General features: G+C 38.3%; 26 protein-coding genes. 4 read left to right on the top strand and 22 right to left on the bottom strand.

What is annotated here, in order from left to right:
• Positions 1 to 13 precede the first annotated feature (13 nt).
• The 5 genes from BQ2679_RS04545 to cdaA all read right to left on the bottom strand — a co-directional run bounded on the left by BQ2679_RS04545 (position 14) and on the right by cdaA (position 4307).
• On the bottom strand, positions 14 to 862 hold the full coding sequence (locus BQ2679_RS04545; protein WP_075566697.1) for a DegV family protein: 849 nt from the start codon (positions 860 to 862) through the stop codon (positions 14 to 16).
• A gap of 4 nt (positions 863 to 866) precedes the next feature.
• Positions 867 to 1241, bottom strand: coding sequence for a DUF1149 family protein (locus tag BQ2679_RS04540; RefSeq protein WP_075566692.1), 375 nt, complete (start codon positions 1239 to 1241; stop codon positions 867 to 869).
• A gap of 66 nt (positions 1242 to 1307) precedes the next feature.
• Entirely contained in the window at positions 1308 to 2657 is a 1350-nt protein-coding gene (gene glmM, locus BQ2679_RS04535) for a phosphoglucosamine mutase (protein WP_075566690.1), read from the bottom strand.
• A gap of 26 nt (positions 2658 to 2683) precedes the next feature.
• Positions 2684 to 3463 (bottom strand): CdaR family protein, encoded by a 780-nt coding sequence (locus tag BQ2679_RS04530; RefSeq protein ID WP_075566684.1) that lies wholly within the window; start codon positions 3461 to 3463, stop codon positions 2684 to 2686.
• Positions 3450 to 4307 (bottom strand): diadenylate cyclase CdaA, encoded by an 858-nt coding sequence (cdaA, locus tag BQ2679_RS04525; protein WP_075566682.1) that lies wholly within the window; start codon positions 4305 to 4307, stop codon positions 3450 to 3452. Before cdaA ends, BQ2679_RS04530 begins: the two co-directional genes overlap by 14 nt.
• Positions 4308 to 4441: 134 nt before the next feature.
• Here cdaA and BQ2679_RS04520 point away from each other — a divergent pair, with 134 nt between their 5' ends.
• Positions 4442 to 5410 (top strand): NAD(P)/FAD-dependent oxidoreductase, encoded by a 969-nt coding sequence (locus tag BQ2679_RS04520; protein WP_075566680.1) that lies wholly within the window; start codon positions 4442 to 4444, stop codon positions 5408 to 5410.
• Positions 5411 to 5859: 449 nt separating this feature from the next.
• On the opposite strand, the gene whiA is transcribed toward BQ2679_RS04520, so the two are convergent.
• The 12 genes from whiA to rlmD form a co-directional block, all read right to left on the bottom strand.
• Positions 5860 to 6771 (bottom strand): DNA-binding protein WhiA, encoded by a 912-nt coding sequence (gene whiA / locus BQ2679_RS04515; protein WP_075566673.1) that lies wholly within the window; start codon positions 6769 to 6771, stop codon positions 5860 to 5862.
• The gene (locus BQ2679_RS04510; protein WP_075566670.1) at positions 6768 to 7745 is read right to left on the bottom strand and encodes a YvcK family protein; all 978 of its coding nucleotides are present in this window, start codon (positions 7743 to 7745) and stop codon (positions 6768 to 6770) included. The genes whiA and BQ2679_RS04510 overlap by 4 nt, the downstream gene beginning before the upstream one ends.
• Positions 7742 to 8632, bottom strand: a complete 891-nt coding sequence (rapZ, locus tag BQ2679_RS04505; RefSeq protein WP_075566662.1) for an RNase adapter RapZ — start codon at positions 8630 to 8632, stop codon at positions 7742 to 7744. The genes BQ2679_RS04510 and rapZ overlap by 4 nt, the downstream gene beginning before the upstream one ends.
• Before the next feature lie 51 nt (positions 8633 to 8683).
• Positions 8684 to 9064, bottom strand: coding sequence for a RidA family protein (locus BQ2679_RS04500; protein WP_075566660.1), 381 nt, complete (start codon positions 9062 to 9064; stop codon positions 8684 to 8686).
• A gap of 9 nt (positions 9065 to 9073) precedes the next feature.
• Entirely contained in the window at positions 9074 to 9661 is a 588-nt protein-coding gene (gene yihA, locus BQ2679_RS04495) for a ribosome biogenesis GTP-binding protein YihA/YsxC (RefSeq protein ID WP_075566658.1), read from the bottom strand.
• Between the two features lie 8 nt (positions 9662 to 9669).
• The gene (gene clpX / locus BQ2679_RS04490) at positions 9670 to 10902 is read right to left on the bottom strand and encodes an ATP-dependent Clp protease ATP-binding subunit ClpX (protein WP_075566656.1); all 1233 of its coding nucleotides are present in this window, start codon (positions 10900 to 10902) and stop codon (positions 9670 to 9672) included.
• 201 nt (positions 10903 to 11103) lie between these two features.
• Positions 11104 to 11610, bottom strand: a complete 507-nt coding sequence (locus BQ2679_RS04485) for a dihydrofolate reductase (RefSeq protein WP_075566654.1) — start codon at positions 11608 to 11610, stop codon at positions 11104 to 11106.
• 129 nt (positions 11611 to 11739) lie between these two features.
• Positions 11740 to 12258, bottom strand: a complete 519-nt coding sequence (locus BQ2679_RS04480; RefSeq protein ID WP_075566652.1) for a Dps family protein — start codon at positions 12256 to 12258, stop codon at positions 11740 to 11742.
• A 149-nt stretch (positions 12259 to 12407) separates the two neighbouring features.
• Complete coding sequence (locus tag BQ2679_RS04475; RefSeq protein ID WP_075566650.1) at positions 12408 to 14189, bottom strand: ABC transporter ATP-binding protein; 1782 nt, start codon at positions 14187 to 14189, stop codon at positions 12408 to 12410.
• A 10-nt stretch (positions 14190 to 14199) separates the two neighbouring features.
• A complete protein-coding gene (locus BQ2679_RS04470; RefSeq protein ID WP_075566648.1) occupies positions 14200 to 15936 on the bottom strand; it encodes an ABC transporter ATP-binding protein in 1737 nt (578 codons plus the stop codon).
• A 124-nt stretch (positions 15937 to 16060) separates the two neighbouring features.
• The gene (gene tpiA / locus BQ2679_RS04465) at positions 16061 to 16819 is read right to left on the bottom strand and encodes a triose-phosphate isomerase (protein WP_075568052.1); all 759 of its coding nucleotides are present in this window, start codon (positions 16817 to 16819) and stop codon (positions 16061 to 16063) included.
• Positions 16820 to 16936: 117 nt separating this feature from the next.
• Positions 16937 to 18304 carry a 23S rRNA (uracil(1939)-C(5))-methyltransferase RlmD gene (gene rlmD / locus BQ2679_RS04460; RefSeq protein WP_075566645.1) on the bottom strand — a complete coding sequence of 456 codons (1368 nt, stop codon included), beginning with the start codon at positions 18302 to 18304 and terminating at the stop codon, positions 16937 to 16939.
• 55 nt (positions 18305 to 18359) lie between these two features.
• Between rlmD and BQ2679_RS04455 the strand changes: the two genes are divergently transcribed.
• The 3 genes from BQ2679_RS04455 (at position 18360) to ntdP (ending at position 20545) form a co-directional block, all read left to right on the top strand.
• Complete coding sequence (locus BQ2679_RS04455) at positions 18360 to 19136, top strand: aminoglycoside 3'-phosphotransferase (protein WP_075566643.1); 777 nt, start codon at positions 18360 to 18362, stop codon at positions 19134 to 19136.
• A gap of 10 nt (positions 19137 to 19146) precedes the next feature.
• Positions 19147 to 19923, top strand: coding sequence for a recombination regulator RecX (recX, locus tag BQ2679_RS04450; protein WP_075566625.1), 777 nt, complete (start codon positions 19147 to 19149; stop codon positions 19921 to 19923).
• An 88-nt stretch (positions 19924 to 20011) separates the two neighbouring features.
• The gene (gene ntdP, locus BQ2679_RS04445; RefSeq protein ID WP_049504712.1) at positions 20012 to 20545 is read left to right on the top strand and encodes a nucleoside tri-diphosphate phosphatase; all 534 of its coding nucleotides are present in this window, start codon (positions 20012 to 20014) and stop codon (positions 20543 to 20545) included.
• Between the two features lie 358 nt (positions 20546 to 20903).
• Here the strand turns inward: ntdP and BQ2679_RS04440 are convergent, their stop codons facing one another.
• The 5 genes from BQ2679_RS04440 to asnS all read right to left on the bottom strand — a co-directional run bounded on the left by BQ2679_RS04440 (position 20904) and on the right by asnS (position 26337).
• Complete coding sequence (locus BQ2679_RS04440) at positions 20904 to 21761, bottom strand: Rgg/GadR/MutR family transcriptional regulator (protein ID WP_075566620.1); 858 nt, start codon at positions 21759 to 21761, stop codon at positions 20904 to 20906.
• A 12-nt stretch (positions 21762 to 21773) separates the two neighbouring features.
• The gene (locus tag BQ2679_RS04435; RefSeq protein ID WP_075566614.1) at positions 21774 to 22547 is read right to left on the bottom strand and encodes a class I SAM-dependent methyltransferase; all 774 of its coding nucleotides are present in this window, start codon (positions 22545 to 22547) and stop codon (positions 21774 to 21776) included.
• A 293-nt stretch (positions 22548 to 22840) separates the two neighbouring features.
• Positions 22841 to 23608 carry an epoxyqueuosine reductase QueH gene (locus BQ2679_RS04430; RefSeq protein WP_004252154.1) on the bottom strand — a complete coding sequence of 256 codons (768 nt, stop codon included), beginning with the start codon at positions 23606 to 23608 and terminating at the stop codon, positions 22841 to 22843.
• Between the two features lie 67 nt (positions 23609 to 23675).
• Complete coding sequence (locus tag BQ2679_RS04425; RefSeq protein ID WP_075566612.1) at positions 23676 to 24875, bottom strand: MFS transporter; 1200 nt, start codon at positions 24873 to 24875, stop codon at positions 23676 to 23678.
• A 118-nt stretch (positions 24876 to 24993) separates the two neighbouring features.
• Entirely contained in the window at positions 24994 to 26337 is a 1344-nt protein-coding gene (gene asnS / locus BQ2679_RS04420; RefSeq protein ID WP_075566610.1) for an asparagine--tRNA ligase, read from the bottom strand.
• Between the last annotated feature and the right edge of the window lie 23 nt (positions 26338 to 26360).

The raw sequence follows: 26360 nt of genomic DNA, 5'->3' as shown, positions 1-26360 counted from the left end.
CCACATTACGACACTATACAATTGGAGTGTAGCTCAGAGCAATACTACCTTCACCAAGGTGGGTTCCAATCACACTACCGATGGTCGCTATTTCAATATTACTTGTTACTCCACTTTCAAGTAACTGCTGACGCAATTCCTCTGCTTTTTCAGGAGCATTTCCATGAATAACCGTAATACGGTAGTCTCCATCTTTTGTCAACTCTTTGATAATTTCTACCAAACGTTTAGTTGCCTTCTTTTCCGTACGAACTTTTTCATAAACTTCAATGACACCTTGTTCATTAAAGTAAAGAATAGGCTTGATACTAAGAAGATTTCCTAAAATAGCTGCTCCATTGGATAATCTTCCCCCCTTCACCAGATGGTCAAGATCGTCAACCATGATAAAAGCAGATGTTTTAGTGATTTGTTTATCTAGTTTCTCTAAGATAGTATTAAAATCGTCACCATTTTCTACCCATTGAAAAACACTTTCCACCATAAATCCTAAGGGATCACTTGTAATGCGAGTATCAGGAAAAGCAATTGTTAAACCTTCAAATTCATCCTTCATATACTGGATATTTTGATGAAAGCCTGAAATACCAGACGACAAGAAAAGTCCTAAAGCATGAGTGTAACCTTGTTCTTTCAAGGAACTTAAAATCTCATCCAATTTGGCAATACTTGGTTGACTGGTTTTAGGTAGTTCAGATGAACGAGCCATTTTTTCATAAAATTCTTGAGCGGTTAGATTTACACCTTCAACATACTCCTGTCCGTCGATATTGACAGGAATGTCAAGCACAAATAAATCTTCTTTCCGCAAGGTTTCCGCTTGTAGAAAAGCAGATGAGTCTGTTATGACCGCTAATTTCATTTTTTTAAAACTCCAAATTAATTCCTGGTAAATCTAGTGCAATTTCCGTTACTTCATAAGTCAAACGGTTTAGCATATCCAAAGAAGGACGAGCAAGCATCTCAACTTCTTCTTGACTAAAGTCACTTGGTTGATCCACAATACGATCTTCCACATGGTTAACTTGAGAAATAGTACCACTAATAACCAATTTATCAAAAACAATCATAAAGCTCAAAATAACAATAAGAGAAGTCACTTGATTTTCTTGATCATGTTGAAGTAATTGGAAATTGACATCAACCTTGGTTTCAGGGACACCATTTTCATTTTCCCATTCGAAATTACGAGCATCAAAATGATACTGACTGACAAATTCTTGTTCACGTTTTAAATTCATATTTATCTCCATTGATACAATTTACTTTGACATTGTATCATATTTCCAAATTTTCTGCTGAATTATCTAAATTCCAATCTCTTCTTTAACGACCGCAGCTATAGTGTCCACATAGTAATCTACAGCTTCAGTTGTAGGTGCTTCTGCCATCACACGTAAAAGTGGCTCTGTTCCACTTGGACGTACAAGAATACGGCCATTTCCTGCCATTTCTTCTTCCATCTTATCGATAATAGCCTTGATAGCCGGTACTTCCATGGCTTTTTCCTTCATGGCATTCTCTACACGAATATTAACTAGCTTTTGAGGATAGATAGTCACTTCTGAAGCCAATTGAGATAAGCTCTTACCAGTTTCCTTCATGATTTTAGTTAATTGAACAGCTGATAATTGACCATCTCCCGTTGTGTTATAATCCATCAGGATGACGTGACCAGACTGCTCACCTCCAAGGTTATAGCCAGACTTTCTCATTTCTTCAACTACGTAACGATCTCCAACTGCAGTAACAGTTTTGTTAATCCCTTCTCGATCCAAGGCCTTATGGAAACCAAGGTTAGACATGACTGTTGTCACGATTGTGTTTTGGGCCAACTGACCTTTTTCAGAAAGATACTTCCCGATGATATACATAATTTTATCACCATCGACAATCTCTCCATTTTCATCAACCGCAATGAGACGATCACTATCCCCATCAAAAGCTAAACCAATAGCAGACTGACTTTCTTTCACGAGCTCTTGCAAAGCCTCAGGATGTGTAGAACCAACATTCAAGTTGATATTAAGACCATCTGGAGTTTCCCCAATAATAGTCAATTGAGCTCCCAAATCTGCAAAAATCTGACGAGCACTAGTTGAAGCTGCACCATTAGCAGTATCCAAGGCCACTTTCATTCCTTCAAGTGGAGTTCCTGTTGAAACTAGATATCCTTCATACTTGCGTAGTCCTTCTGGATAATCCACAACAGAACCTAAACCTTCTGCACTTGGACGTGGAAGAGTATCTTCACTCGCATCCAACAAAGCTTCGATTTCTGTTTCCTTATCATCATCTAACTTAAAGCCATCACCACCAAAGAATTTAATACCGTTATCAAGAGCTGGGTTGTGGCTGGCTGAAATCATAACACCTGCACTAGCTCCTTCAGTTTTAACTAGGTAGGCAACTGCTGGAGTTGCAAGAACCCCAAGTTTGTATACATGGATTCCTACTGAGAGGAGACCCGCAATTAAAGCTGATTCAAGCATTTCACCTGAAATACGTGTATCACGCCCTACAAAAACTTTTGGTGCCTCTGTCGCGTGTTGACTGAGGACATAACCTCCAAAGCGACCTAGTTTAAAAGCCAATTCTGGCGTTAATTCTACATTAGCTTCTCCACGGACACCGTCCGTTCCAAAATATTTACCCATGATTATTATCCTTTTCTAAGAAATTTTTATTGTTCTTTTTTTGCAGCATCTGTATTTGCATCCGAATTTGTTGTAGATGAATGAGTTGTTGTAGTGGTCGAACTACTTGTATTTCGAACTGGTCTTGTTACAACTTTCATTGTTGTTTCATACGGAGTAATTACAACAGGGAGAACTGTCCCATTTTTATCTATAGCTTGCAAAGGAACGGAACCTGAATAGTTCCCAGTTAGTCTCTCGCTGGTCTGTAACATAGCAACAATTTTATCGATTTTAGATAAGGTATCTTCATCACTTGTTACTGAAACCCGTTCATTTGAAATAAAGACACCATCAACGACGATGCTGTCGTCAATTTGACTATAATCAATTTGTGGAATGACTGGGACATTATCCCGTGTGACTTTTTTCCCAATCTTGACTGTTATTTTCTGAGGAGTTGCAACTGCTGTTAATCCACTCGGAAGATTCTCAATAGTTAAGGGAACTTCAATAATTCCTTCTGTCGCTTGAGTCAAGTCGGCTGTTACTTTAAATTTACGAGTGCTTTCTTTCATTTCACTGGCCAACGTAACACGATTTGATCCTGTTAAGAAGACGGTAACCTCTGAACTAAAGCCACTGATAAAATACTGATCACTATCATATTGAATATCAATAGGTACATTTAAAACTGTATTTGTATAAGTTTCTGTCTTCGTAGTTCTGGCATTACTATTATTTTGATAATTGATAGATGTCGCATATACAAATAAAATACATGCAAATAGGAAAGAAGTGATAATGTAAAGACTATTCCTTTTCATGTTTCCAACCTCCTAGTACACGTTCTATCAGGCTTGCTTCTTGTGTGGTTACTGGGACAAGAATTTTTCGCAATTCTGCTTCAAACTCTTCAATGGTCAGATCGTGTTTAAAGACACCGTTATGAGTAATAGAAATGCCACCAGTTTCTTCTGAAACAACAAAAGTGAGAGCATCAGAAGCTTCTGATAAACCAATCGCCGCACGGTGACGAGTACCAAATTCCTTTGAAATTCCCATATTTTCGGTCAAAGGAAGATAGGCCGAGGTTACAGCTATACGTTCCCCTTTAACAATTACTGCACCATCATGCAAAGGAGTATTAGGAATAAAAATATTGATCAAAAGTTCTGCTGAAATTTTTGCATCTAAAGGAATCCCAGTCGAAATATATTCTTGTAAGGTTCTGACACGTTGAACAGCTACCAAGGCTCCTATTTTACGAGGGCTCATATATTCAACTGATTTAACGAAAGCACGGATCATTTGTTCTTCTGAACTAATTGGAGTACTAGAAAAGAATTCTGTTGCACGACCCAATCGCTCCAGACCAGTTCGAATTTCAGGAGAAAAGATAACAACTGCTGCAATAACCCCATAGGTAATCAATTGGTTAATCAACCAAGAAATAGTCGTCAAACCCAAAAAATTAGCTAATATTTGAGCTAAAATAAAGACTAATACCCCACGAACTAGAATCATGATTTTAGTTCCTGCGATTGATTTTGTAAATTGATATAAGATGTAAGTAACAATCAGAATATCTATCAGATTGATTACTATACTCCAGGGACTGGAAAATAAACTAGACCAGTATTGGGAATTAGATAATTGCTGGAAATTCATCCAAGGTCTCCTCCGCGTTAAAAAAGCTTCTCTTCATTATATCATTTTCTGTAAAATTTTTCTTCATCCTACATTATTTTACATTGTCACAAAATATGATAGAATAAGAAAATAGAAAACACAAAGGAGAAACCATGTCTCAACTCTATGACATTACCATCGTCGGAGGTGGTCCTGTAGGCCTGTTTGCCGCATTCTATGCTCACCTACGCCAAGCTAAAGTCCAAATTATCGACTCTCTTCCACAACTAGGTGGCCAACCTGCTATTCTCTACCCTGAAAAACAAATCCTCGATGTTCCTGGTTTTCCAAATCTAACTGGAGAAGAATTGACACGTCGTTTGATTGAACAGCTCAATACCTTTGAAACAGCTATTCATCTAAACGAAACTGTTATGGATATCAAAAAAGAAGATGACCATTTTAGCATCGAGACCAACAAAGGAAGTCACCTCACAAAAACTATCATTATCGCCATGGGTGGAGGAGCCTTTAAGCCACGTCCACTGGAATTAGAAGGTGTTGAAAATTGTGAGAACATCCACTACCATGTGTCTAATATTCAACAATATGCTGGCAAGAAAGTAACCATTCTGGGTGGAGGAGACTCTGCTGTGGACTGGGCCTTAGCTTTTGAAAAGATTGCTCCAACTACACTTGTTCACCGTCGAGATAACTTCCGGGCCCTCGAACATAGTGTCCAAGCCCTTCAAGAATCATCTGTTAGTATCAAAACACCATTTGTGCCAAGTCAACTTCTTGGAGATGGAAAAACTCTTGACAAGCTTGAAATCACAAAAGTCAAATCCGATGAGACCGAAACTATTGAACTCGACCACCTCTTTGTCAACTATGGCTTCAAATCATCAGTTGGTAATCTTAAAAACTGGGGACTTGACCTTAACCGTCACAAGATTATCGTCAATAGCAAGCAGGAGTCAAGCCAAGCTGGAATTTACGCAATTGGAGATTGCTGCTACTACGATGGTAAGATTGACTTGATTGCAACAGGTCTCGGTGAAGCACCAACTGCTGTTAACAATGCCATTAACTACATCGACCCAGAACAAAAAGTACAACCAAAACACTCAACAAGTTTATAAGAAAAAAACCACGGATCATACGATTCGTGGTTTTATAATGGAATTATATTATTCTCAACATGTAAATCCTCTAGAAATATTATAAAGGCTACTTTGATTGTAGAAAAAAAGACTGAATTAAGACAAAAGCCCCAACATTAAGTTGAGGCTAATCATTATAGGTGGACGGATTTCAACCGTCGTCTTGATAATAGCACAAGCTTCAATAGCTAGATACTACTAAACTCAGTGTACCCTCGCTAAATCCATCTTCTTTCAAAGGTGCTATACCATGTTTTCACTCGTAAACTACTACCCTACTTATTTATTTCTATTGTACCAAGAATTAAGAGTTTTTACAACTATTTTCATATCCCTAGAATTCAAAGCATGAGTACACCCTTCTTTATCAAATTCATACCCGTAAACACATATAGAAGCTTAAAATCCGCTTATCTTATGTGCTCTATTCATAATTCCTCTGCAATCTTGTTAATTTTTCTGAGTCGATGATTGACCCCACTCTTAGTCATTGGATTGCTTAGACTATCTGCTAACTGCTGGATAGAGTAGTCTGGATGTTGAATACGCAAACGTGCAACTTCCTGCAAATCAGCTGGGATGTTATCCAAGCCTAGCCTATCGATGATTTTACTAATGTTGTTAATAGTCTTCATGCTGGCGGATATAGTTCGAGCAATATTTGCTGTCTCTGCATTATTGGCACGATTAAGGTCATTCCGAGTTTCTCGTAAGATTTTGACACCTTCAAAAGTATCACGCGCTTCCATAGCTCCAATGACTATGAGAAAGTCCATAATATCCTCCGCACGCTGAAGATAGGTCACTGCCCCTTTTTTTCGTTCAATTACCTTGGCATCTAGCAAAAAATGCTGGAGTAGCGAAGCAATCCCTTGAGCATGATCTAAGTAAACAGAACTAATTTCAAGCTGATACTTTCCTGATTCTGGGTCTCGAATACTCCCGTTTGCCAAAAAAGCACCACGGAGATAGGCACGGCCTGCTTCCTCATCAGCTAGGATTTCAGGTGCAATCCCTGTTTCAAGTCCAAAGAAAGAATCAGCTAAATGCAAATCACTCAATATCTCTTGCACTCGCTCATCTGTATAAACAGTATAAACACGATTCTTACGGAGATTATTTCTTTGATGGTGACGAATCTCCGACTTAATTTCATAAAAGTGTAAAAAAGATTCATAGAGATGGCGAGCTAATTTAGGATTCTCTGTTATAACCGATAAAGTTAACCCTGAAGAAGACAAACCTATGCTCCCAGACATCTTGATAATGGCTGAAAGTTCGTGTCGACTCAAATGGTGTCGACGGAGAATTTCTTCTTTTACTGCAACTGTAAAACTCATTTTCTTACCTGTATAATTCGCATCAATTCGTCTACAATCAAGTCACCATCGTGGAAAGCACCACCGTTTTCTAAGCGAAGAAAATTAGACGAAATCACACGTGGCACCTGCTTGCATAGACCAGCAAAGTCATGTTCAACCTGCACTAAATATTCATCAAAAAGATTGGTATCCATATAGTCTCTTGGAACTTTTTCAATATTAACCAAGACAGTATCTATAAAAGGTCTACCAAGATGTCTCTGCAAGACCTCAACGTGGTCACTATCTGTAAAACGTTCTGTTTCTCCACGTTGAGTCATAATATTGCAGACATAGGCAACCTCTGCCTTAGTCTCTAGAAGAGCCTGTCCAATTTCTTCAATAACAATATTTGGTAAGATGGATGTAAAAAGCGATCCCGGTCCTAAAACAATCATATCACTTTCAAGAATCGTATTGACTACCCGTCGACTAGCTTGAGGTTTTTCATCATCAAATGTATTTGACACATAGACATAGTCAATCATTCCAGGATGATCTGCTATATGACTTTCACCAGCTACTTCTGTCCCATCTTTAAAGACAGCATGAAGTGTCAAAGGATGGTCACTAGAGGGATAAATCTTTCCTGTCGTATGGAAAAACTTACTCAGTAATTGCATAGCATTATAGGTTGAACCTTGCATCTCTGATAAGCCTGCAATAATAATGTTCCCCAGTGGGTGACCTGCAAAAGCACCTGCTTCATCAGAAAAGCGATACTGAAATACTTTCTCATAAAACTTAGGCATATCAGACATGGCTACGAGGACATTGCGAAGATCTCCAGGAGGTGTCAATTGTTGGATATTTTTTCTAAGTTCCCCTGAAGAGCCTCCATCATCTGCTACTGTTACAATTGCAGCGATCTCAACATCTTTTTCCCGTAAACTTTTCAGGATAACAGGAATACCAGTCCCCCCACCAATCACCGTAATTTTTGGTTTTCTCATGAACGGTTTACCGTTTCCTTTCTTCGATCTTTATCACGATGGCTTTCGTTTACAGGCCACTTTTTAGCTAAATCATTGGCTAATCGTTTCGTAAAGGCAACACTTCGGTGTTGACCACCAGTACAACCAATAGCAATCGTCAAAACAGACTTCCCTTCTTTTTTATAACCTGGTAGGATTGGTTCAATCAGGGCTAACAGGTGGCTATAAAAGGATTTCGATTCTTCGTGTTTCATAACAAAGTCATAAACAGCTTGATCTACACCTGTTTGATTACGGAGTTCCGGTAGATAGTATGGATTTGGTAAAAAGCGAACATCAAATACTAAATCGGCATCAATTGGAATTCCGTACTTAAATCCAAAGGACATAACCTCGATACGAAAAGACTGACTTTGCTCCTGATCTGAAAACTGTTCCGCAATGGTCTTACGAAGTTCACGAGGAGTCAATTCTGTAGTATCAACAACATTCTGGCTCATATTTTTTAGTGGAGCCAATAATTCACGCTCTAACTTAATCCCATCTAAGATACGACCGTCTGCCGCAAGAGGATGACTTCTTCTTGTTTCCTTATAGCGTGCAACCAATTCCTTATCAGCAGCATCTAAAAAGAGAATCTTAAAGTCTAAACCTTCTTGTTTTTCTATCTCATCAAGAACCAACTGAATCTCTGAAAAGAAAGAACGACTTCTCATATCCACTACCAAAGCTAACTTGTGGTCGTCATTTTTTGTCTCTACCAACTGAATAAATTTTGGTAAGAGAGCAGGCGGCATATTATCAATTGTAAAATACCCTAAATCTTCAAAGGATTGAATAGCTACAGTTTTCCCTGCACCACTCATCCCTGTCACAATTACAAGGTGAAGTTGTTTCTTTGTCATCATAATCTCCTTATATCAAAAGAAGTTTGGAAGAACCAAACTTCAAATAGCTTATCCAATCTCTGCGATTACTTCAATTTCAATCTTAACATCGCGAGGCAGACGCGCTACTTCCACAGCTGAGCGAGCCGGAAACTCCTCTTTAAAAGCAGTTTGGTAGACCTCATTAAAAGGGACAAAGTCATTCATATTACTTAAGAAACAGGTTGTTTTTACAACATGGTCAAAATCAGTTCCTGCTTCTGCCAAAATCGCAGCAATATTTTTCAAGACCTGCTCTGTTTGTTCTTGAATCGTTTCTCCTACAATCTCCCCAGTTTCAGGAGAGAGAGGAACTTGACCACTTGCAAATAATAGATTACCTACAATTTTTCCTTGGACATACGGCCCGATAGCCTTTGGAGCCTTATCTGTATGGATTGTTCTAGCCATTCATTTTCCTCATATTTTCTCTAAAATAGCATCCCAAGCTTTTTCCATTCCTTCCTTACTTACAGAAGAGAATAGGATAAAGTCATCACTAGGATCAAAGTTCAATTTCTTTTTAATAGCTGATTCGTGCTTATTCCACTTGCCACGTGGAATCTTATCAGCTTTGGTAGCCACAATGATAACTGGAATCTCATAATATTTGAGAAACTCGTACATTTGTACATCATCAGCAGAAGGATCGTGTCGGAGGTCTACTAGACTAACTACCGCACGAAGATTTTCTCGAGTAGTCAAGTATTCCTCAATCATGCGACCCCATTTTTCACGTTCTTTTTTAGAAACTCGTGCATAACCATAGCCAGGAACGTCTACAAATCGCATTTTGTCGTCAATATTAAAGAAGTTAAGCAACTGAGTTTTACCAGGTTTCCCTGATGTCCGAGCTAAATTCTTACGGTTCAGCATAGTATTGATAAAACTAGACTTACCAACATTTGAACGACCTGCTAGGGCAATCTCTGGAAGTTCATCTTGAGGATAGTGTGACTTATTTGCCGCACTCAGTAAAATCTCTGCATTGTGTATATTGATTTCCATAATCACCTCTAGGCTGTTTCGAGGATCGGCTTATCCGTTCCATCGACTGCTTCTTTTGTGATACGTACTGTTTTCACATCTTCTTGACTTGGTACTTCAAACATGATGTCTAACATAGTTTCTTCGATGATAGAACGAAGACCACGGGCACCTGTCTTACGTTCAATAGCTTTGTTAGCAATCTCTTGGAGTGCTTCATCATCAAATTCAAGCTCAACATCATCATAAGAAAGCAAGGTTTGATACTGTTTAACCAAGGCATTCTTCGGCTCTTTCAAGATACGAACCAAATCATCCACTGTCAACTGCTCCAAGGCTGCAAAGACAGGCAAGCGTCCAATTAATTCAGGAATAATACCGAATTTCTGAATATCTTCTGCAATGATTTCTTGCATATAAGAACTATTTTCGTCAATGGCCTTGTTGTTTTGTCCGAAACCAATGACTTTTTCACCCAAACGCTGTTTGACAATTTCCTCGATCCCATCAAAGGCACCACCTACAATGAAGAGAATATTTTTGGTATCTACTTGGATCATCTCTTGTTGCGGATGCTTGCGTCCACCTTGAGGAGGTACACTTGCTACTGTACCTTCGATAATCTTAAGAAGGGCTTGTTGAACACCTTCACCAGAAACATCACGTGTGATGGAAACATTCTCACCTTTCTTAGCAATCTTGTCTATTTCATCAACGTAGATAATTCCACGCTCAGCTCGCTCGATGTTGAAGTCAGCTGCCTGCAAGAGTTTGAGAAGTATATTCTCTACGTCTTCACCTACATAGCCAGCTTCCGTTAAAGCTGTTGCATCAGCGATAGCAAAAGGTACATTCAAGCTTTTAGCTAAGGTTTGAGCTAAGAAAGTCTTTCCTGAACCAGTTGGGCCAATCATCAAAATATTAGACTTTTGTAGGTCCACGTCTTCTGATTCTTCACGATTGTCGTGGAAGTTGATTCGTTTATAGTGGTTATAAACCGCAACAGCCAAGGCACGTTTAGCACGATCTTGACCGATGACATAATTATTTAAGATATTGAGAAGTTCAATTGGTTTTGGAACTTCTGAAAGATCTGTTAAAACTTCCTCTGCCAACTCTTCACGGATAATCTCCTGAGCTAGCTCCACACATTCATTACAGATAAAAGCATTATTACCTGCTATAATTTTTTGTACTTCATCTTGGCTCTTGCCACAAAACGAGCAATAAACCATCATATCATTTTTTCTATTTGTCGGCATGATTTCCTTCCGTCCTAATCATTCATTCTCTCTAAAATAAGGTCATATAAAAAGCATGAATACTATTTACCAAGTTGGTAAAAGCATTTAGCCATAGCAGAACAGCAAGCCCAAATCTCTTTTTACGAAAAGCTTGTCCCCCAGCTATAAGGCAGATAGCACACAAAAGAGCTGTAAAAAAACCAAAAACACTGCGCTCCATTAGACTCCCTTTCTTTCTCTATATTCTATGGTGAAATCATAATCATTCTTATCATCTTTAGCATATCTCTTACTAGCAACCGTTTCAAATGTAGTCAAGTCAAAATCCTCTGGGAAATAGGTATCACCTTCAACTTGAGCATGAACTTGTGTCACAATAATCTCATCCAGATAAGATTCAAAAAGCTGAAAAATCTGCTTGCCACCAATGATATAGAGATTCTTAGCCTGATGATGATACCAGTCTAAAACATCCTCAACATTTTGGAAAACCAAAGCACCCTCAATAGACTCCTGTGTATTTCGTGTTAAAATTAGGGTTTCACGGCCTGGTAATAAACGTCGTCCCATTCCATCAAAAGTTACACGCCCCATTAAAATAGCGTGATTCAATGTTGTCTCTTTGAAATGCTTTAACTCGGCGGGCAAATGCCATGGTAGACGATCTTCTTTTCCGATTACGCCCTTTTGGTCTTGGGCCCAAATCGCTACGATTTTCTTTGTCATGCTTTCATCCTTTTCATTGATAGTTCTATTTTATCAAAAATCTCTAAAAAAGACTGTTTTGGAATGCCTTCAGAGAAAGAAAAAATCCGTAGCAAATGATCTACGGATTTTTTATTTACCTAATGCTTTTTACAAACCAGGTGCTTGTCCTAATTCTGCTGCAAGCATCCAGACTGTTTTTTCAAGGTCAGCCTTAGCACCAACGAAGATATCATTAGTAACATCATCACCTTCTTCATCTGTTACATCCAAAGCTTTTTGGAAAAGAGTGATGAAGTAACGATAAATTTCAAGGACACGTTCCAAGCTTTCTTCTACGTTACGGAACTCTCCAACTTCTTCTTCGATTTCACTGTGTTGAAGGAATTCTGTCAAAGTAGAGTATGGTTTGCCACCAAGAGTAATCAAGCGTTCGCTGATTTCATCAAGGTAACCATCAAGGCTATCCATGTATTCATCCATCTTAGGATGCCATACCATAAAACCACGTCCACGCATGTACCAGTGTACTTGATGAAGAGCGATATGCGCTACATACAAGTCTGCTACGGCTTGATTCAAGACTTCTTTCGTTTTTACTAGCGTTTCAGGAGCTGTCTTAGATAATGTTGTTACGTCTTTTAATGCATCTTTTTTCAATTCTACCATTTTTCTCACCTCATAATTTTATTTTTGTAACCATATTTATTGATTACTACCTCAGTATACTACACCTAGTAGACAAAAGCAAGAAAATTAACCCATATTAAAAAAGTTGTAATTGACTGATAATTTAAGAAAATGAGTGGCTATTTACCCTAGCTATTTTCTCTGTTTTTACTAGAAAATTGACTTTGATAAAGATCATAATAGAAACCTTTCGCAGCCAAAAGACTTTCATGATTTCCCTGTTCGATTATCTGTCCATCTTTAAGTACCAAAATCTTATCAGCTTCTTGTATCGTAGAAAGTCGATGTGCAATGACAAAGCTTGTTCTTCCCTTCATCAAACGCTTCATAGCTTTTTGAATCAAGAGTTCTAAACGGGTGTCAACTGATGATGTCGCTTCATCAAGGATTAGAATTTTTGGATCTGCCAAGAGGGCACGCGCAATGGTTAAAAGCTGTTTCTGACCAAGAGAAATATTACTTGATTCTTGGTTCATTTCCATGTTATAACCGCCAGGAAGAGTGCGGATAAAGTGGTCTACATTGGCAGCCTTAGCTGCTTCAACGATTTCCTCATCTGTTGCTTCAAGATTCCCAAAGCGAAGATTTTCCTTGATGCTACCTTCATAGAGCCAAGCATCCTGTAAGACCATACCAAACTGGCGACGATAGTCCTGACGAGATAAGTCTCGAATATCTTGACCGTCCACTAAAATAGCTCCAGCAGTTACATCATAAAAACGCATGAGAAGGTTAATCAAGGTTGTTTTTCCTGCTCCAGTAGGACCAACAATGGCTACCATCTCTCCTGGTTCAACATCCAGATTGAAATTGCGAATCAACGGTTTGTTTTCTACATATTGGAAATCAACATTCTTAAAACTAACTTGCCCAGTCAAAGGTGGTAGTTCTTTCACTTCAAGATCTTGAACTTCCTCCGTTTCATCCAAAACTTCAAAAATACGATCAAGGGAAGACTTGGCGCTCTGCATTTGCCCTGCTAACTGGGTGATGTTTTGGATAGGCTGGCTAACTTGCCAGACGTATTGGACAAAGGCCTGCATATTACCAATCGTCAAACGCCCCGCAATAACCTGTATACCTCCTAAAACTGCAACAATCAGATAAGTCAAATCTGATACGATATGTAGAGCAGGCATCATCAAACCTGAGATAAAGCTAGCCTTAAAGCCAACCTGTTGCAATTCATCGGTAATATCTGCAAATTCCTGCTGCGTATTTTCTTCACGTCCATAGAGCTTCAAAACATTAAAACCTGTCAAGTTTTCTTGCACAAAACCATTCATGCGTCCCAAGATAGCCGCCTGTTGTTTAAAATAAGGCTGGGAACGATTCATGATGGTCTTAGCTCCAAAATAGGTCACTGGAATTGATAAAATAACGATCATAGCTAACTGAAGATTTAAGTATAATACCATTCCCATTACTAGAAGGATCGTAAATACAGCATTGACAATCTGTAAGAAGGATTGCTGAAGAGCATTGGACACAGTCTCTACATCACTGGTAAAACGTCCCAGTAAATCTCCAAACTGATGCTTATCAAAGTAAGATACAGGAATACGATTGATTTTTTTATTCATTTCTCTACGCAAATCCTGTATCATGGACTGCACAGCATTGGTCATAAAATAATTAGAATAATATGAACCTAATTCGTAGAGGACCCCTCGTAAGAGGTAGATGACCAAAATGATTGCAATATAGCTAGTATTAAGCCCAGCGCCTGCAACTCCTTTAGCCATGTCAAGGAGATTAGAGGTTAATTCTGTAATGGCAAGTCCTAAGACAAAAGGCTCAATAACACTCATAACCGCACTCAGAATCTTAAGAAATACTGCGAGAAAAATAGAGAAACGGTAGGCTTTTAAATAACTCCATAGACGAGCTAAACTAGATTGTTTTTTCATCCTTTACCTCCTATTCTTCTGTTAGAGACGCATTTTTTAGTTGCGACTCTGCAATTTCTCTATAGATGTCATTGGTTGCCATCAATTCCTCATGGCGTCCACGACCAACGATTTCTCCCTTATCAAGGACGATAATCTGATCAGCATCCATAATGGTTCCAACCCGCTGGGCAACAATTAAAACCGTTGCATTTTGAGTGACCTCCTTAAGACGACGACGTAAAATAGCATCCGTACGATAGTCCAAGGCTGAGAAAGAATCGTCAAAGATATAGATATCCGGCTCTTTGATAACTGCTCTGGCAATCGATAAACGTTGCTTTTGTCCACCAGACAGGTTACTTCCACCTTCAGCTAGATGGGTTCCAAAACCTTCTTCACGACTTTCGATAAAATCTTTGGCTTGGGCAACATCGGCTGCTTGATTCAACTCTTCACGACTAGCATCCTCTTTCCCGTAACGCAGATTTTCAGCAATCGTTCCAGTAAAGAGCAAAGCTTTTTGAGGAATAAAACCAATCTTTTGACGAAGGGACTTGAGTCGGTATTCCCGCACATCAACTCCATCAACCTTGATTTTCCCTAAGGTAACATCATAAAAACGTGGAATCAACTGAACCAATGAAGACTTCCCAGAACCAGTCGAACCAATAAAGGCAATGGTTTCTCCTGGTTTAGCAGTAAAGGAAATATTGTGTAGAACCGGGTTCTCTGTCTCTCCAGGATAGGCAAAGGTCACATTTTCAAATTCTAGGTAACCATGTGTTTCTGTCTCTCTAATACCATTTTCATTTGGATCAATGGAAATGGGCATATCCATAATTTCCTTCAAGCGTTCACTGGATACGGCAGTACGTGGGTACATGGTAAAGAGGCTAGACAAGAATAAGAAGGACAAGAGGGCATGGAAGCTGTACTCAATAAAGGCTACCAAATCCCCAATTTGCAAACTTCCTTGTTGGAGAGGATCTAGAGCAAACCAAACGATTGCCACAATCATAGCGATAATGATTTGTACAAAAAGAGGTTCGGTCAAGCCTGTCAATTTAAACAAGCGGCTCGAATTATCAGCATAGATTGCATTTTGCTCTGCGAAGCGTTCTTCTTGGAATTCTTCTCGCGCAAAGGCTCGAATCACTCGTAAGCCCATCAAATTCTCTCGGACATATTGATTAATCTTATCCAGTGTTTTCTGTTGTTTTTCTGATAGAGGTCGAGTTTTTACAGCTACATAGACAACAACGACTGCTAAGAAAGGTACTGAAAAAGCTACAATCCAAGCTAGTGAAGGACTAGTCAAGAAAATCATGAGAACACTAGAGAGCATCATCATGGGAGTGATGACACCTAATTTAAGGGTTTGTTCCGCAAACTGCATAAGAACAAAGGCATCACTAGTAATACGAGTAACCAGTGAAGATACACCAATCTGTTCATATTCGTGATGAGAATACTCTTGTAGCTTAGCATATACATCATTGCGCATGTCTTTAACCATGTTGGTAGTCAATTTACTAGCAGCATAGGACAGGACAATCCGTCCAAATGTCCCCAAGACGATAATGACCAACATAATAACAGCCCAAAAATAGAGCTTTTCTTCATTACCTTGATTAATCCCCTGGTCAATCATACGAGCCAGAACAGTCGGTAGACCTAGATTGACAATGACAAAGAAAACTGCTCCGAGAAAGTCTAAAATCAACCACTTGGGATAACGTTTGAGATAAGACCAAATATAAAGCATAATTCTCCTTTCTTTTTCATTCAAAATGCAGAAAAGAGCGTGCTTACGCACGCCTTTTTACTAAAAAGAAGACAGGCAGTCTTAACCTCGAGGGAGGGAACTGTCTGTCTCAGATATTTGAAGCTTATTTTACAAAGTCAAGCAATGCCAAGAAGCTTGCAGGCTCAAGTGATGCACCACCAACAAGAGCTCCGTCAACGTCTGGACAAGCCATGTATTCTACAACGTTTTCAGGTTTAACTGAACCACCGTATTGAACACGTACTTTATCAGCTACTTCTTGACCAAAGTCAGCTGCTACAACGTCACGAACAACTTTACACATTTTTTGTGCATCATCTTGTGAAGCTGATTTACCAGTACCGATAGCCCAGATTGGCTCATAAGCGATAACTGATGAAGCTACTTGTTCTGCAGTCAATCCAGCCAATGCAGCAGATACTTGAGCACCTACGAATTCAGCAGCTTTTCCTGCTTCGTAAGTTTCAAGAGACTCACCACAACAGATAATTGGAAGCATACCGTTTGCAAAAATTGCTTTTGCTTTTTTGTTGATATCTTCGTCAGTTTCATGGAAGTAGTCACGACGCTCTGAGTGACCGATAACAACGTAGTCAGTACCGATTTCTTTCAAAACTTGTGGGCTAGTTTCACCAGTGAAAGCACCAGCGTTTTCAAAGTAGCAGTTTTGAGCTGCAACTTTAAGGTTAGTTCCTTTAGCTGCGGCTAATACAGTTGTCAAGTCAAGTGCAGGAACTGCGATACCAGCTTCAACAAGGTCTGATGAAGGAAGTTTTGATGCAACTGCTTCAACAAATGCTTTTGCTTCTTCTGGGTTTTTGTTCATTTTCCAGTTACCAGCGATAAATGGTTTACGTGACATTTCACTTACCTCGTTTTTCATTATATTTTCTATTTATTTTATCATAATTATAGGGAGCTTGCAAATCTTACTCTGTAACCAGAAAGCTGATTTTCAAAAATTTTCGTGCTCTTATTTCTATTTAGAAGATGATTTGCGCTTGGTCAATTTAACCACTGCTTCCGTCCGCGCAGTGTGTGGAAACATATCAACTGACTGGATATAATGCAGGTCATATACCTCCATCAATCTGACTAAATCACGTGCCAAGGTAGATACATTGCAGGAAACATAGACCATCTTTTCAGGAGCGTATTTGACGATGGTATCCAATAGCTTGTCATTTAAACCAGTACGTGGCGGGTCCACAATCAAGGCATCCGCACGATAGCCTTCCTTGTACCATCTAGGGATAATCTCTTCTGCTGTACCTGCCTCATAGTGGGTATTACTATACCCCATACGCTGGGCATTTGCCTTAGCATCCTCGATAGCTTCAGGGATAATATCCATCCCTCTCAGGCTCTTAACCTTCCTAGCAAAGGCAAAGCCAATAGTACCAACACCACAATAGGCATCAATCAGATGGTCATTCTCATTTACGTCCAAGGCCTTAACGGCTTCACTATAGAGAATTTCTGTCTGTTCAGGATTGAGTTGGTAAAAAGCTCGAGGTGAAAGAGAAAATTCATAATCAAGAACACCTTCGCCTATACTATCTTGGCCCCAAATAATCTCAGTCTTGTCCCCATAAATCTCACTAGTTTTAGCAGTATTGGTATTGACTGCGACAGTCACTACTTCAGGATAATCCTTGACTAAATCTCTCACAAATTGAGTCAGATTTAATTGACGATTGGTCACAATGATAATCTGAACTTGCCCAGTTTTCCGTGCGCGACGAACCATGATGGTTCGAACTCCAAGGATTTTTCGTTCATCTGTAATCGGAATTTGATGATAGGTCAAGAGCTCAGCAATGCGGTTGGCAATAGCTTGCGTTTCCTTGTCTTGGACTAGGCAGTCTTTTAACTCGACCAAATAATGGGAATTTTGAGCATATAATCCCGCCTTAACTTGGCCTTTAAACTTTCGAGTTTGGAATTGTAGTTTAGCTCGATAATACTTGGGTTCCTGCATGCCAATGGTTGGTCTGATTTCATAGTTTTCGTAACCAGCGGGTGCAAATTTCTTCAGAGCTTGATTGAGAAGGTCCGTTTTAAACTCCAGCTGCTTATCATAATGTAGATGCATGATTTGACATCCTCCACACTCATTATAAATGGTGCAGTCTGGTACCACTCGAAACTTAGATTTTTTATTGACCTCAAGCAGTTTGGCCTCAACGTAGTTACGCTTAACGGAAGTCACCTGACAATAGATATCTTCTCCCTTGAGGGCTCCAGGAACAAAAACAAGGGTTTTCTGGAAAAATCCGATACCTTCCCCGTTTATCCCCATACGCTTAATTTTTAATGGAATTTTTTGTTTGACTTTAAGACTCATAAGTCTATTATACCACGTAGTTTCTCAATGGTTAAGAATATGTTACAATAAAACCATGAATACAAAGACATCTCATTTCTCCCCATTGGATTTTCCTGAGCAATTACGAACTTATATAGAGGGAGCAACTCTTTCTGACAGCTCTTCTCATTCAGGCGCAAGGGTTCTCTATCTTGATTCAGGTTACTACTTGAAAATAGATCAAAAGGGAAGATTAGAGCGAGAAGCTAGAATTGCGAGTTGGTTTGAACAAGAGGAAATAGGAACGCCAGTCATCCACTATCTATCTACAGATAAAGACTACCTCCTGACTAAAGAGGCTATTGGCCATGATGCTCTCGCTTTTTTAGATCAACCAGAAAAAATTTGCCGTACCATGGCCGAAGCTCTTAAAAAACTTCACAGCTTTTATCCGCAAAATTTTCCATCAGAAAATCATATACAGGCCTATAAAGACAGAGCCTTTAAAAAGTATGAAAAAGGGGAGTTCTATGCCAAGGCGCTCCTACCCCAATTCCGGATTAGTAGCCGCGAAGAGGCCTTCCAGCTCATTCGAGAAGAAGGACACCTTTTAAAGACAGATGCCTTTATTCACGGGGATGCCTGTCTACCGAATTTTATTCTAAAGAATGCTGACCACTTCTCTTGCTTTATTGACCTTGGCTTAGCTGATTTCAGTGATCGACATATCGATCTCTTTTGGGCAATTTGGTCCCTCAACTATAACCTACATGACCCTAAATACGCTGAACTATTTCTTGACTATTATGGGAGAGAACAGGTCGATGTGAATAAACTTCGACTCGTTGCTGCCTTTGAAGCGTTTGGATAAAAGGAAAACCATGAAAATCACAAAACTAGAAAAGAAAAAACGTCTCTATCTGCTAGAACTTGATAGTGACAAAACTTGCTACATTACCGAGGATACCATTGTTCGTTTTATGTTGACCAAGGATAAGGAAATTAGTCCTCAAGAGTTTGCAGAAATTCAGACCTTTGCACAATTTTCCTACGGAAAAAATCTGGCCCTCTACCACTTATCCTTCAAGGCTCGTACTGAAAAGGAAGTCAGAGACTATTTAGTTAAACATGAGATTGATGAGAAAATCATACCACAAGTCATCCAAGCCCTCAAGGATGATAACTGGATCAATGACCGTCAGTATGCCTATGCTATCATCAATTCCAATCAGCTATCTGGTGACAAGGGAAGCTACATGCTCATACAAAAGATTTCTCAAAAAGGAGTTGCTAAGGCTGTTATCCAAGACGTCTTACAAGAATTTGATATGACGGAAGTCGCAGAGCGTACAGCCGAAAAACTACTGAAAAAATATCAGGGTAAATTGCCTGCTCGCGCTCTACAAGATAAGATAATCCAAAATCTTACCAACAGAGGTTTTTCCTACTCGGAAGCTAAAACAGCCTTTGACCAACTGGATAACCAGATAGAAGAGGAAACCGTTCAGGAGCTAATCTTTAAAGAGTTGGATAAGCAATATCGAAAATATTCGCGTAAGTATGAAGGATACGAACTCAAACAGCGTTTGACCCAAGTTTTAGCACGAAAAGGTTATGATTTTTCAGATATAGCCAGCGCTCTCAGAGAATATCTTTAATTTTTTCATAAAAAAACTAAGAACTTTAAACAAAAATGTGATACAATAGTAAACGATAAACTTATAAATTGTAGAAAGTTGGTTAGTTATGAAACTTCCAAAAGAAGGCGACTTTATTACAATTCAAAGTTATAAGCATGATGGGAGTCTTCACCGCACTTGGCGAGACACCATGGTACTAAAAACAACAGAGAACGCTATTATCGGCGTCAATGACCATACACTCGTTACCGAGAGTGATGGTCGTCGTTGGGTGACTAGAGAACCGGCTATTGTTTACTTTCACAAGAAATATTGGTTTAATATTATCGCTATGATTCGTGATAATGGTATTTCCTACTACTGCAATATGGCAAGTCCTTACTATCTAGACGAAGAAGCTTTAAAATACATTGACTATGATTTGGATGTTAAAGTTTTTACAGATGGTGAGAAACGCCTCTTGGACGTTGAGGAATATGAACGACATAAGCGAAAAATGAAGTATTCTTCTGACTTAGACTATATTTTGAAAGAGCATGTCAAGATTCTTGTTGATTGGATTAACAATGAACGAGGCCCCTTCTCAGAAGCCTATGTCAACATTTGGTACAAACGCTACGTAGAACTAAAGAATCGGTAAAGTTGTCAAAGGTCAGGAACAAAATCCTGACCTTGTTTTTTTGGTTGTGTAAAATATGTTGTGTAAACACAAAAAAGGAATAAAACCGCTATAGTAGAGTTGCAATACATTACTAGAAAGAGATTTATGCAGAATTCACGTGATATACAAAACAAATAGATATACTGATATTTTTTAATTTCTTTGTTCCTTGTAAGTTAAGAACAATCTTCTATCGTTTATTACAAAAAATACGAAGATAATCGGTATAAAAAATACAAATCACCTTCGTATCAAAATATTTAGTATTGTCTTTCTACATAGCATCAATCCTTTAGAACAATCTTTGGAAAAAATCACTTAACGAAGAAAATGTTATTTAATCTACTAACTGATTTAATCGTCTTTGAAAATATAAAGCAATATTTTTAGATTCAATAAACTCAAAATATTTAATGACATTTTGCATTTGCTTAATTCCAGATTCTTTAGATTCTGTCAGGTATATTTTATATCCTTCTATAAATTTGAATGTAGATTTTTCAAAAACTTTTGTGTCATCTTTTAATAATTTTTTTAATTTCATTTCAAAGTAGTCTGCATATACTAGATGTAAATTTTCAAGGCAACAGAACCAAAAATTTAAACAAGCTGACACAACTAAATTTCTATTCTTGCCGATTTTTTCATAATAATGTGTACGCTCTAGTATTTCTTTTCCGACCCTGTAAATATAATCTATTTCAAAAAGATGATATAAATTACCAATCAGCGTTATCTCATAGGACTCCCATCGTTCCTTCTGGAATAAATAGTCATATACTAAATTTAGATCGTCTCTACTAACTATATGATTACAATCTATCTGATTTAATAATCCCTGAACCATAATTGTATTTATTCTATGAGTTTTCTCCCCACTCTTTTCAAAAAGTTTTTGTTGCTCATTTTTTATTTCCTCCAACCCTTTAGTATTCAAACTATAAAAGTTTGGAGATAAATTAACCAAAAAATCATCAAGCTCCGATCTTTTATAATGTTCTAAGTAATTACAAAAATTCTCTATCGAAACATTGATATTTGATAATAATTCAAAAAATGTTGAGAGAGAAATTTCATTTTCTCCCCTTTCAAATCTAGAGAGTTGAGATTTTGATATAGAATCAGCTGCAGCATACTCTAAAGAATATCCGTTTAATTTTCTAAAATATCGAAAAGCTTCTCCGTAATTTTTCACACTTTCGTTCCCTTAACTTTCTTTTCGAGCGATAAACATACCATATTCTTTAGGAATGATCAACATACCATTATTAAACTCACTTTCCAATCTTTTACGTATTATTTCCTCTTCTAGTGAACCTATTTCTGAAATTCCTTTAAACGATTGGATGTATTTAACTAGGTCATCTATTCTAGTTACCTGTAACTCATCATCATAGAGTAATGTATCGACAGAGTTAAAATACCTACTCAGGTACCTTTTACCATTTTGTAAAGTAAACGTTTTATTTTCTAAGTCTTGATCAACTTCATCTCTAAATAAACTTGCCAAATAATCTACAACCCCATTTTCACCAAATGTAGCACAGTAAAAAATGCCTCCTGTTTTTAAGACTCTATTCACCTCAGATAGAGCTTTAGGAATATCATTCACATGATGTAGAAGCATATTAGCAATAACAATATCAAAGGTTTCATTCTCAAAAGAAATCTTTTGAATATCCATTATTTCATAGTTGACATTGTCTCTATTTCCAATCACTAATTTCGTTGTTTTTACCATATCTTTAGAAAAATCTGTAACAACCAACTGCTTCATTTTATCTATAGAATCACTATTACTTTTCCACAGTTCTCCTGTACCACATCCTAATTCTAGAACCTTTACTTCATCAGTGATTTGGTAGTTAGAAAATATCCAATTATTAAATCCCAGTTTATTTTTTGAATACTTCTTATGCAATTCTACTCGAATATCAAGATTATCATGATTTTTATATTGTTCAATTACCTTATCAATCATTCTGAATGACCTCCACTCTATAATTTGACATTATATCACAAGAATAAAGGTAGTGTAAAATAAGTTGTATAAATGCAAAAAGGAATAATTTTACCACAGTATTGAACTATTTTTGGTCTTCTAGACTCCAAAAAACACTTTTAACCTAAACTTCATTTTTATCCACAAATCTTAAGTCTCAACTGATTTATTGAATTCTCGCAAGACACGGACTAAAAATTTAAAAATTAATCCATCTATTTCTATCCCAGTACATTTTAGCAAAAAACCTGCCTAATGTGGCAGGTTTTCGTTTAAATGTCTAATTTTGTAACAGTGAACTTGATATGGGAGTAATCTTTCTCGATATCCTTATCTACCATAAAGGCTGTTGCATCCTTCTTGACCTGCACCAAGTCGATATTCTGGGCTTGAGCAGCATAGACACAGCCACAGTAACATTGACGATAGATATCGTACTCTTCACACATCTCTACAGAACGTTTGTAACCTTGATTTTTCTTAAAGTCACTCGGAAGATAATGGGTGGTATAGATTTTCTGCACATCGATCCCGATACTATTGATGGTTTGTGAATTTTTGTGAGGACTGATCGTTAGGGCTGAGCCAAAGTAGTCAAAGCCCAAGTCCATAGCCACCTGCGCTGTCTTATCCAAACGATAGTCAAAACAGACCTTGCAACGATCGCCACCTTCAGGTTCTTCTTCCAAACCTCGAACCAGTTTACGGTATTCATTGGGTTCGTATGGTGCTTCTAGGTATTGGACGTTATTGCCAGTTCGCTCATTAAAATCACTGACAAACTTTTGGGTCACATAAGCACGCTTATGATATTCTGCCTTGGGATGGATATTGGAATTAGCAAAATAAATGGTCACATCGGCATACTTAGTCAAGTACTCTAAAGTGTAGGTACTGCAGGGAGCACAACAGACGTGCATGAGAATAGTTGGTCTTTCTTCATTTTTTTCCCAAACTTGGACCATCTTTTGCATGACACGGTCATAGTTGATCTTTTGATTGGGATTCATCTTGCTTAGAATTTCTTCTACATCAATCATGCTCTTCTCCTTTTCTTCTTGTTATTGTACCACAGGATACTACTTTGAGCAAATAGGGTTTCGTGCTTTATTCAGTTTTCAAGTCCTGATTTAATAGCTTACCCATCCTTTTTAGGCTGATTATTAATATAGGATAAATTAAAAGTAAGATAAGGCCTAGAACTAAAAAGACAGCAACAAGACCCCAACGATCAATCAACCAACCTATCAATGGGAAAATGACAATCATGGAAAGACTAAAGAGCATGGAATTGATACTAAGCATAGTTGCTCTTACACTGGAAGGTAAATAACCTTGTAAGTCATTGAAATAGATAGGCTGATAAACTGCATAAAGTGTATTGGTTAAAAGATATACAAGAAGAAAAGCAAAGGGTGTTCCAGAAAACACCAATAGTAGGGACAAGCCCGTTAGTGCAACAAGAGTCGGAAAAACTCGATTGCTATTCCAGTTTTTACCGATTTGGCTAGCCACATAAACTGCCAATAGATTTAAACCACTACCAATCAGCATGACCAGTGAAACCTGCCAGCCTGATAAGTCACTTATTTTCTGTTGGTAGTAGTAATAAAACATGCACATGATGGTTCCTACCAACTGATAGGTGAGCATCCAGTAAAACAAAACTGGTTTTTCCTGCCATTCCTTTCGGACTTGCAGGACAATCTTTTTAAAGGTTAAGACTTCATTTCTTTCTCTCTTAGCCATTGGTTCTTTCATAAAATAAATCAGGATTATAGAAAGAAATGATAACCCAATAGCAATTAGATAGGTCCAAGCCAATGCTCCGTGAATAAAGAAGCCTGCGACAACTGTACCTAAGGTTCGGGTGACTTCTGCCACACCAGACAAAAAGCTAGAAATCTGAAGATATCGGTCCTTTTGACCCGCTTCTACCGCAGAATCATATAAGAAAGCGGTGCTGGTTCCCGAGTCAAAATTATAGGACCAAGCACTGACCATCATGGCAAGAGCATAAATCCAAAAATTCCCCTGACCAAACAAAATCAAGATAGAGGATACAATACTGGCCAAACGAGCCAAATAGAGATTGGTCTTGTAGCTAAATCGATCAGCCAACATACCAGAAGGGATCTCACACAAGAGACTTGTCCCATGAAAGATACTTTCTAAGAGACCGATTTGAAGTAAGGAAAGACCATTCTGAATGAAAAATAGAATCCAAAAACTGGTAATTCCAAAATAAGATGTAAATTCCAGACCTGCTAGGAGTGGAATATTGCGTTTGTAAGTTCTTTTAAACATTGTTTTCTCTCTTTCAATATGTAATATGATTATTTCTAAAAGACTTACTTAGATTTGCCTACATTTTCTCCACCTCTTTCATTTAAAGTAAAAACGCCAGCTGGCGTTTTTATAGTTATTAAGGTTTGATACGGTGCAACATACGTGGGAATGGAATAGCTTCACGGATGTGTTTTGTACCTGCTGCGAAGGTTACCATACGCTCGATACCGATACCAAATCCACCGTGTGGTACTGTACCATATTTACGAAGGTCAAGGTAGAATTCGTACTCTGTAAGATCCATTCCAAGTGATTCCATCTTAGCGACAAGGGCATCGTAGTCTTCCTCACGCATGGAGCCACCGATGATTTCTCCGTAACCTTCTGGTGCAAGCAAGTCTGCACAAAGCACGCGATCTGGATTCCCAGGAACTGGTTTCATGTAGAAAGCCTTGATGTCTGCTGGATAGTTGATCACAAAGGTTGGTACACCAAAGTGGTTTGAAATCCACGTTTCGTGTGGTGAACCGAAATCATCTCCATGCTCAAGATGTTCGTAGTCAGCATCTTCGTCATTCTCATGCTCTTGCAAAAGATCAATGGCTTCATCGTAAGTAATGCGTTTGAATGGCTCAGCAATGTAGCGTTTCAAGAGCTCTGTATCACGTTCCAATGTTTCCAAGGCTTGAGGAGCACGGTCAAGAACACCTTGAAGCAACGCTTTAACATAAGCTTCTTGCAAGTCAAGTGATTCATCGTGTGTTAAGTATGAGTACTCAGCATCCATCATCCAGAACTCCGTCAAGTGACGACGAGTCTTAGATTTCTCTGCACGGAATACTGGACCAAAGTCAAAGACGCGACCTAAAGCCATAGCACCTGCTTCAAGATAAAGCTGACCAGATTGACTCAAGTAAGCTGGTGTTCCAAAGTAGTCTGTTTCGAAAAGTTCTGTAGAATCTTCTGCAGCATTTCCTGAAAGGATTGGGCTGTCAAATTTCATGAAGCCATTCTTATCAAAGAACTCATAAGTTGCATAGATAATAGCGTTACGGATTTGCATCACTGCTACTTGTTTGCGTGAACGCAACCACAAGTGGCGGTTATCCATCAAGAAGTCTGTTCCGTGTTCTTTTGGAGTAATTGGGTAATCTTGAGATTCACCGATAACTTCGATGTCTGTAATATCCAACTCATAACCAAATTTTGAGCGCTCATCTTCTTTGACAATCCCAGTTACAAAGACAGACGTTTCTTGGCTCAAGTGTTTGATAGTTTCAAATTTTTCAAGACCTACTTCTTCACCAAATTTCTCGATAAAGTTTGGTTTGAAAGCCACGCCTTGGAAGAAGGCAGTTCCGTCACGCAATTGCAAGAAGGCAATTTTCCCTTTTCCTGATTTGTTAGCAACCCAAGCACCAATAGTGACTTCTTGACCAACGTAGTCTTTTACTTCGATAATTGTTACACGTTTTGTCATGTTTTATCTTCCTTTTTTGTTTA

It is taken from the genome of Streptococcus timonensis, from assembly GCF_900095845.1.
Taxonomy (GTDB): Bacteria; Bacillota; Bacilli; order Lactobacillales; family Streptococcaceae; genus Streptococcus; species Streptococcus timonensis.
Note: the sequence above shows the minus strand (reverse complement) of the source record. Positions and strands in the feature narration are given on the sequence as shown.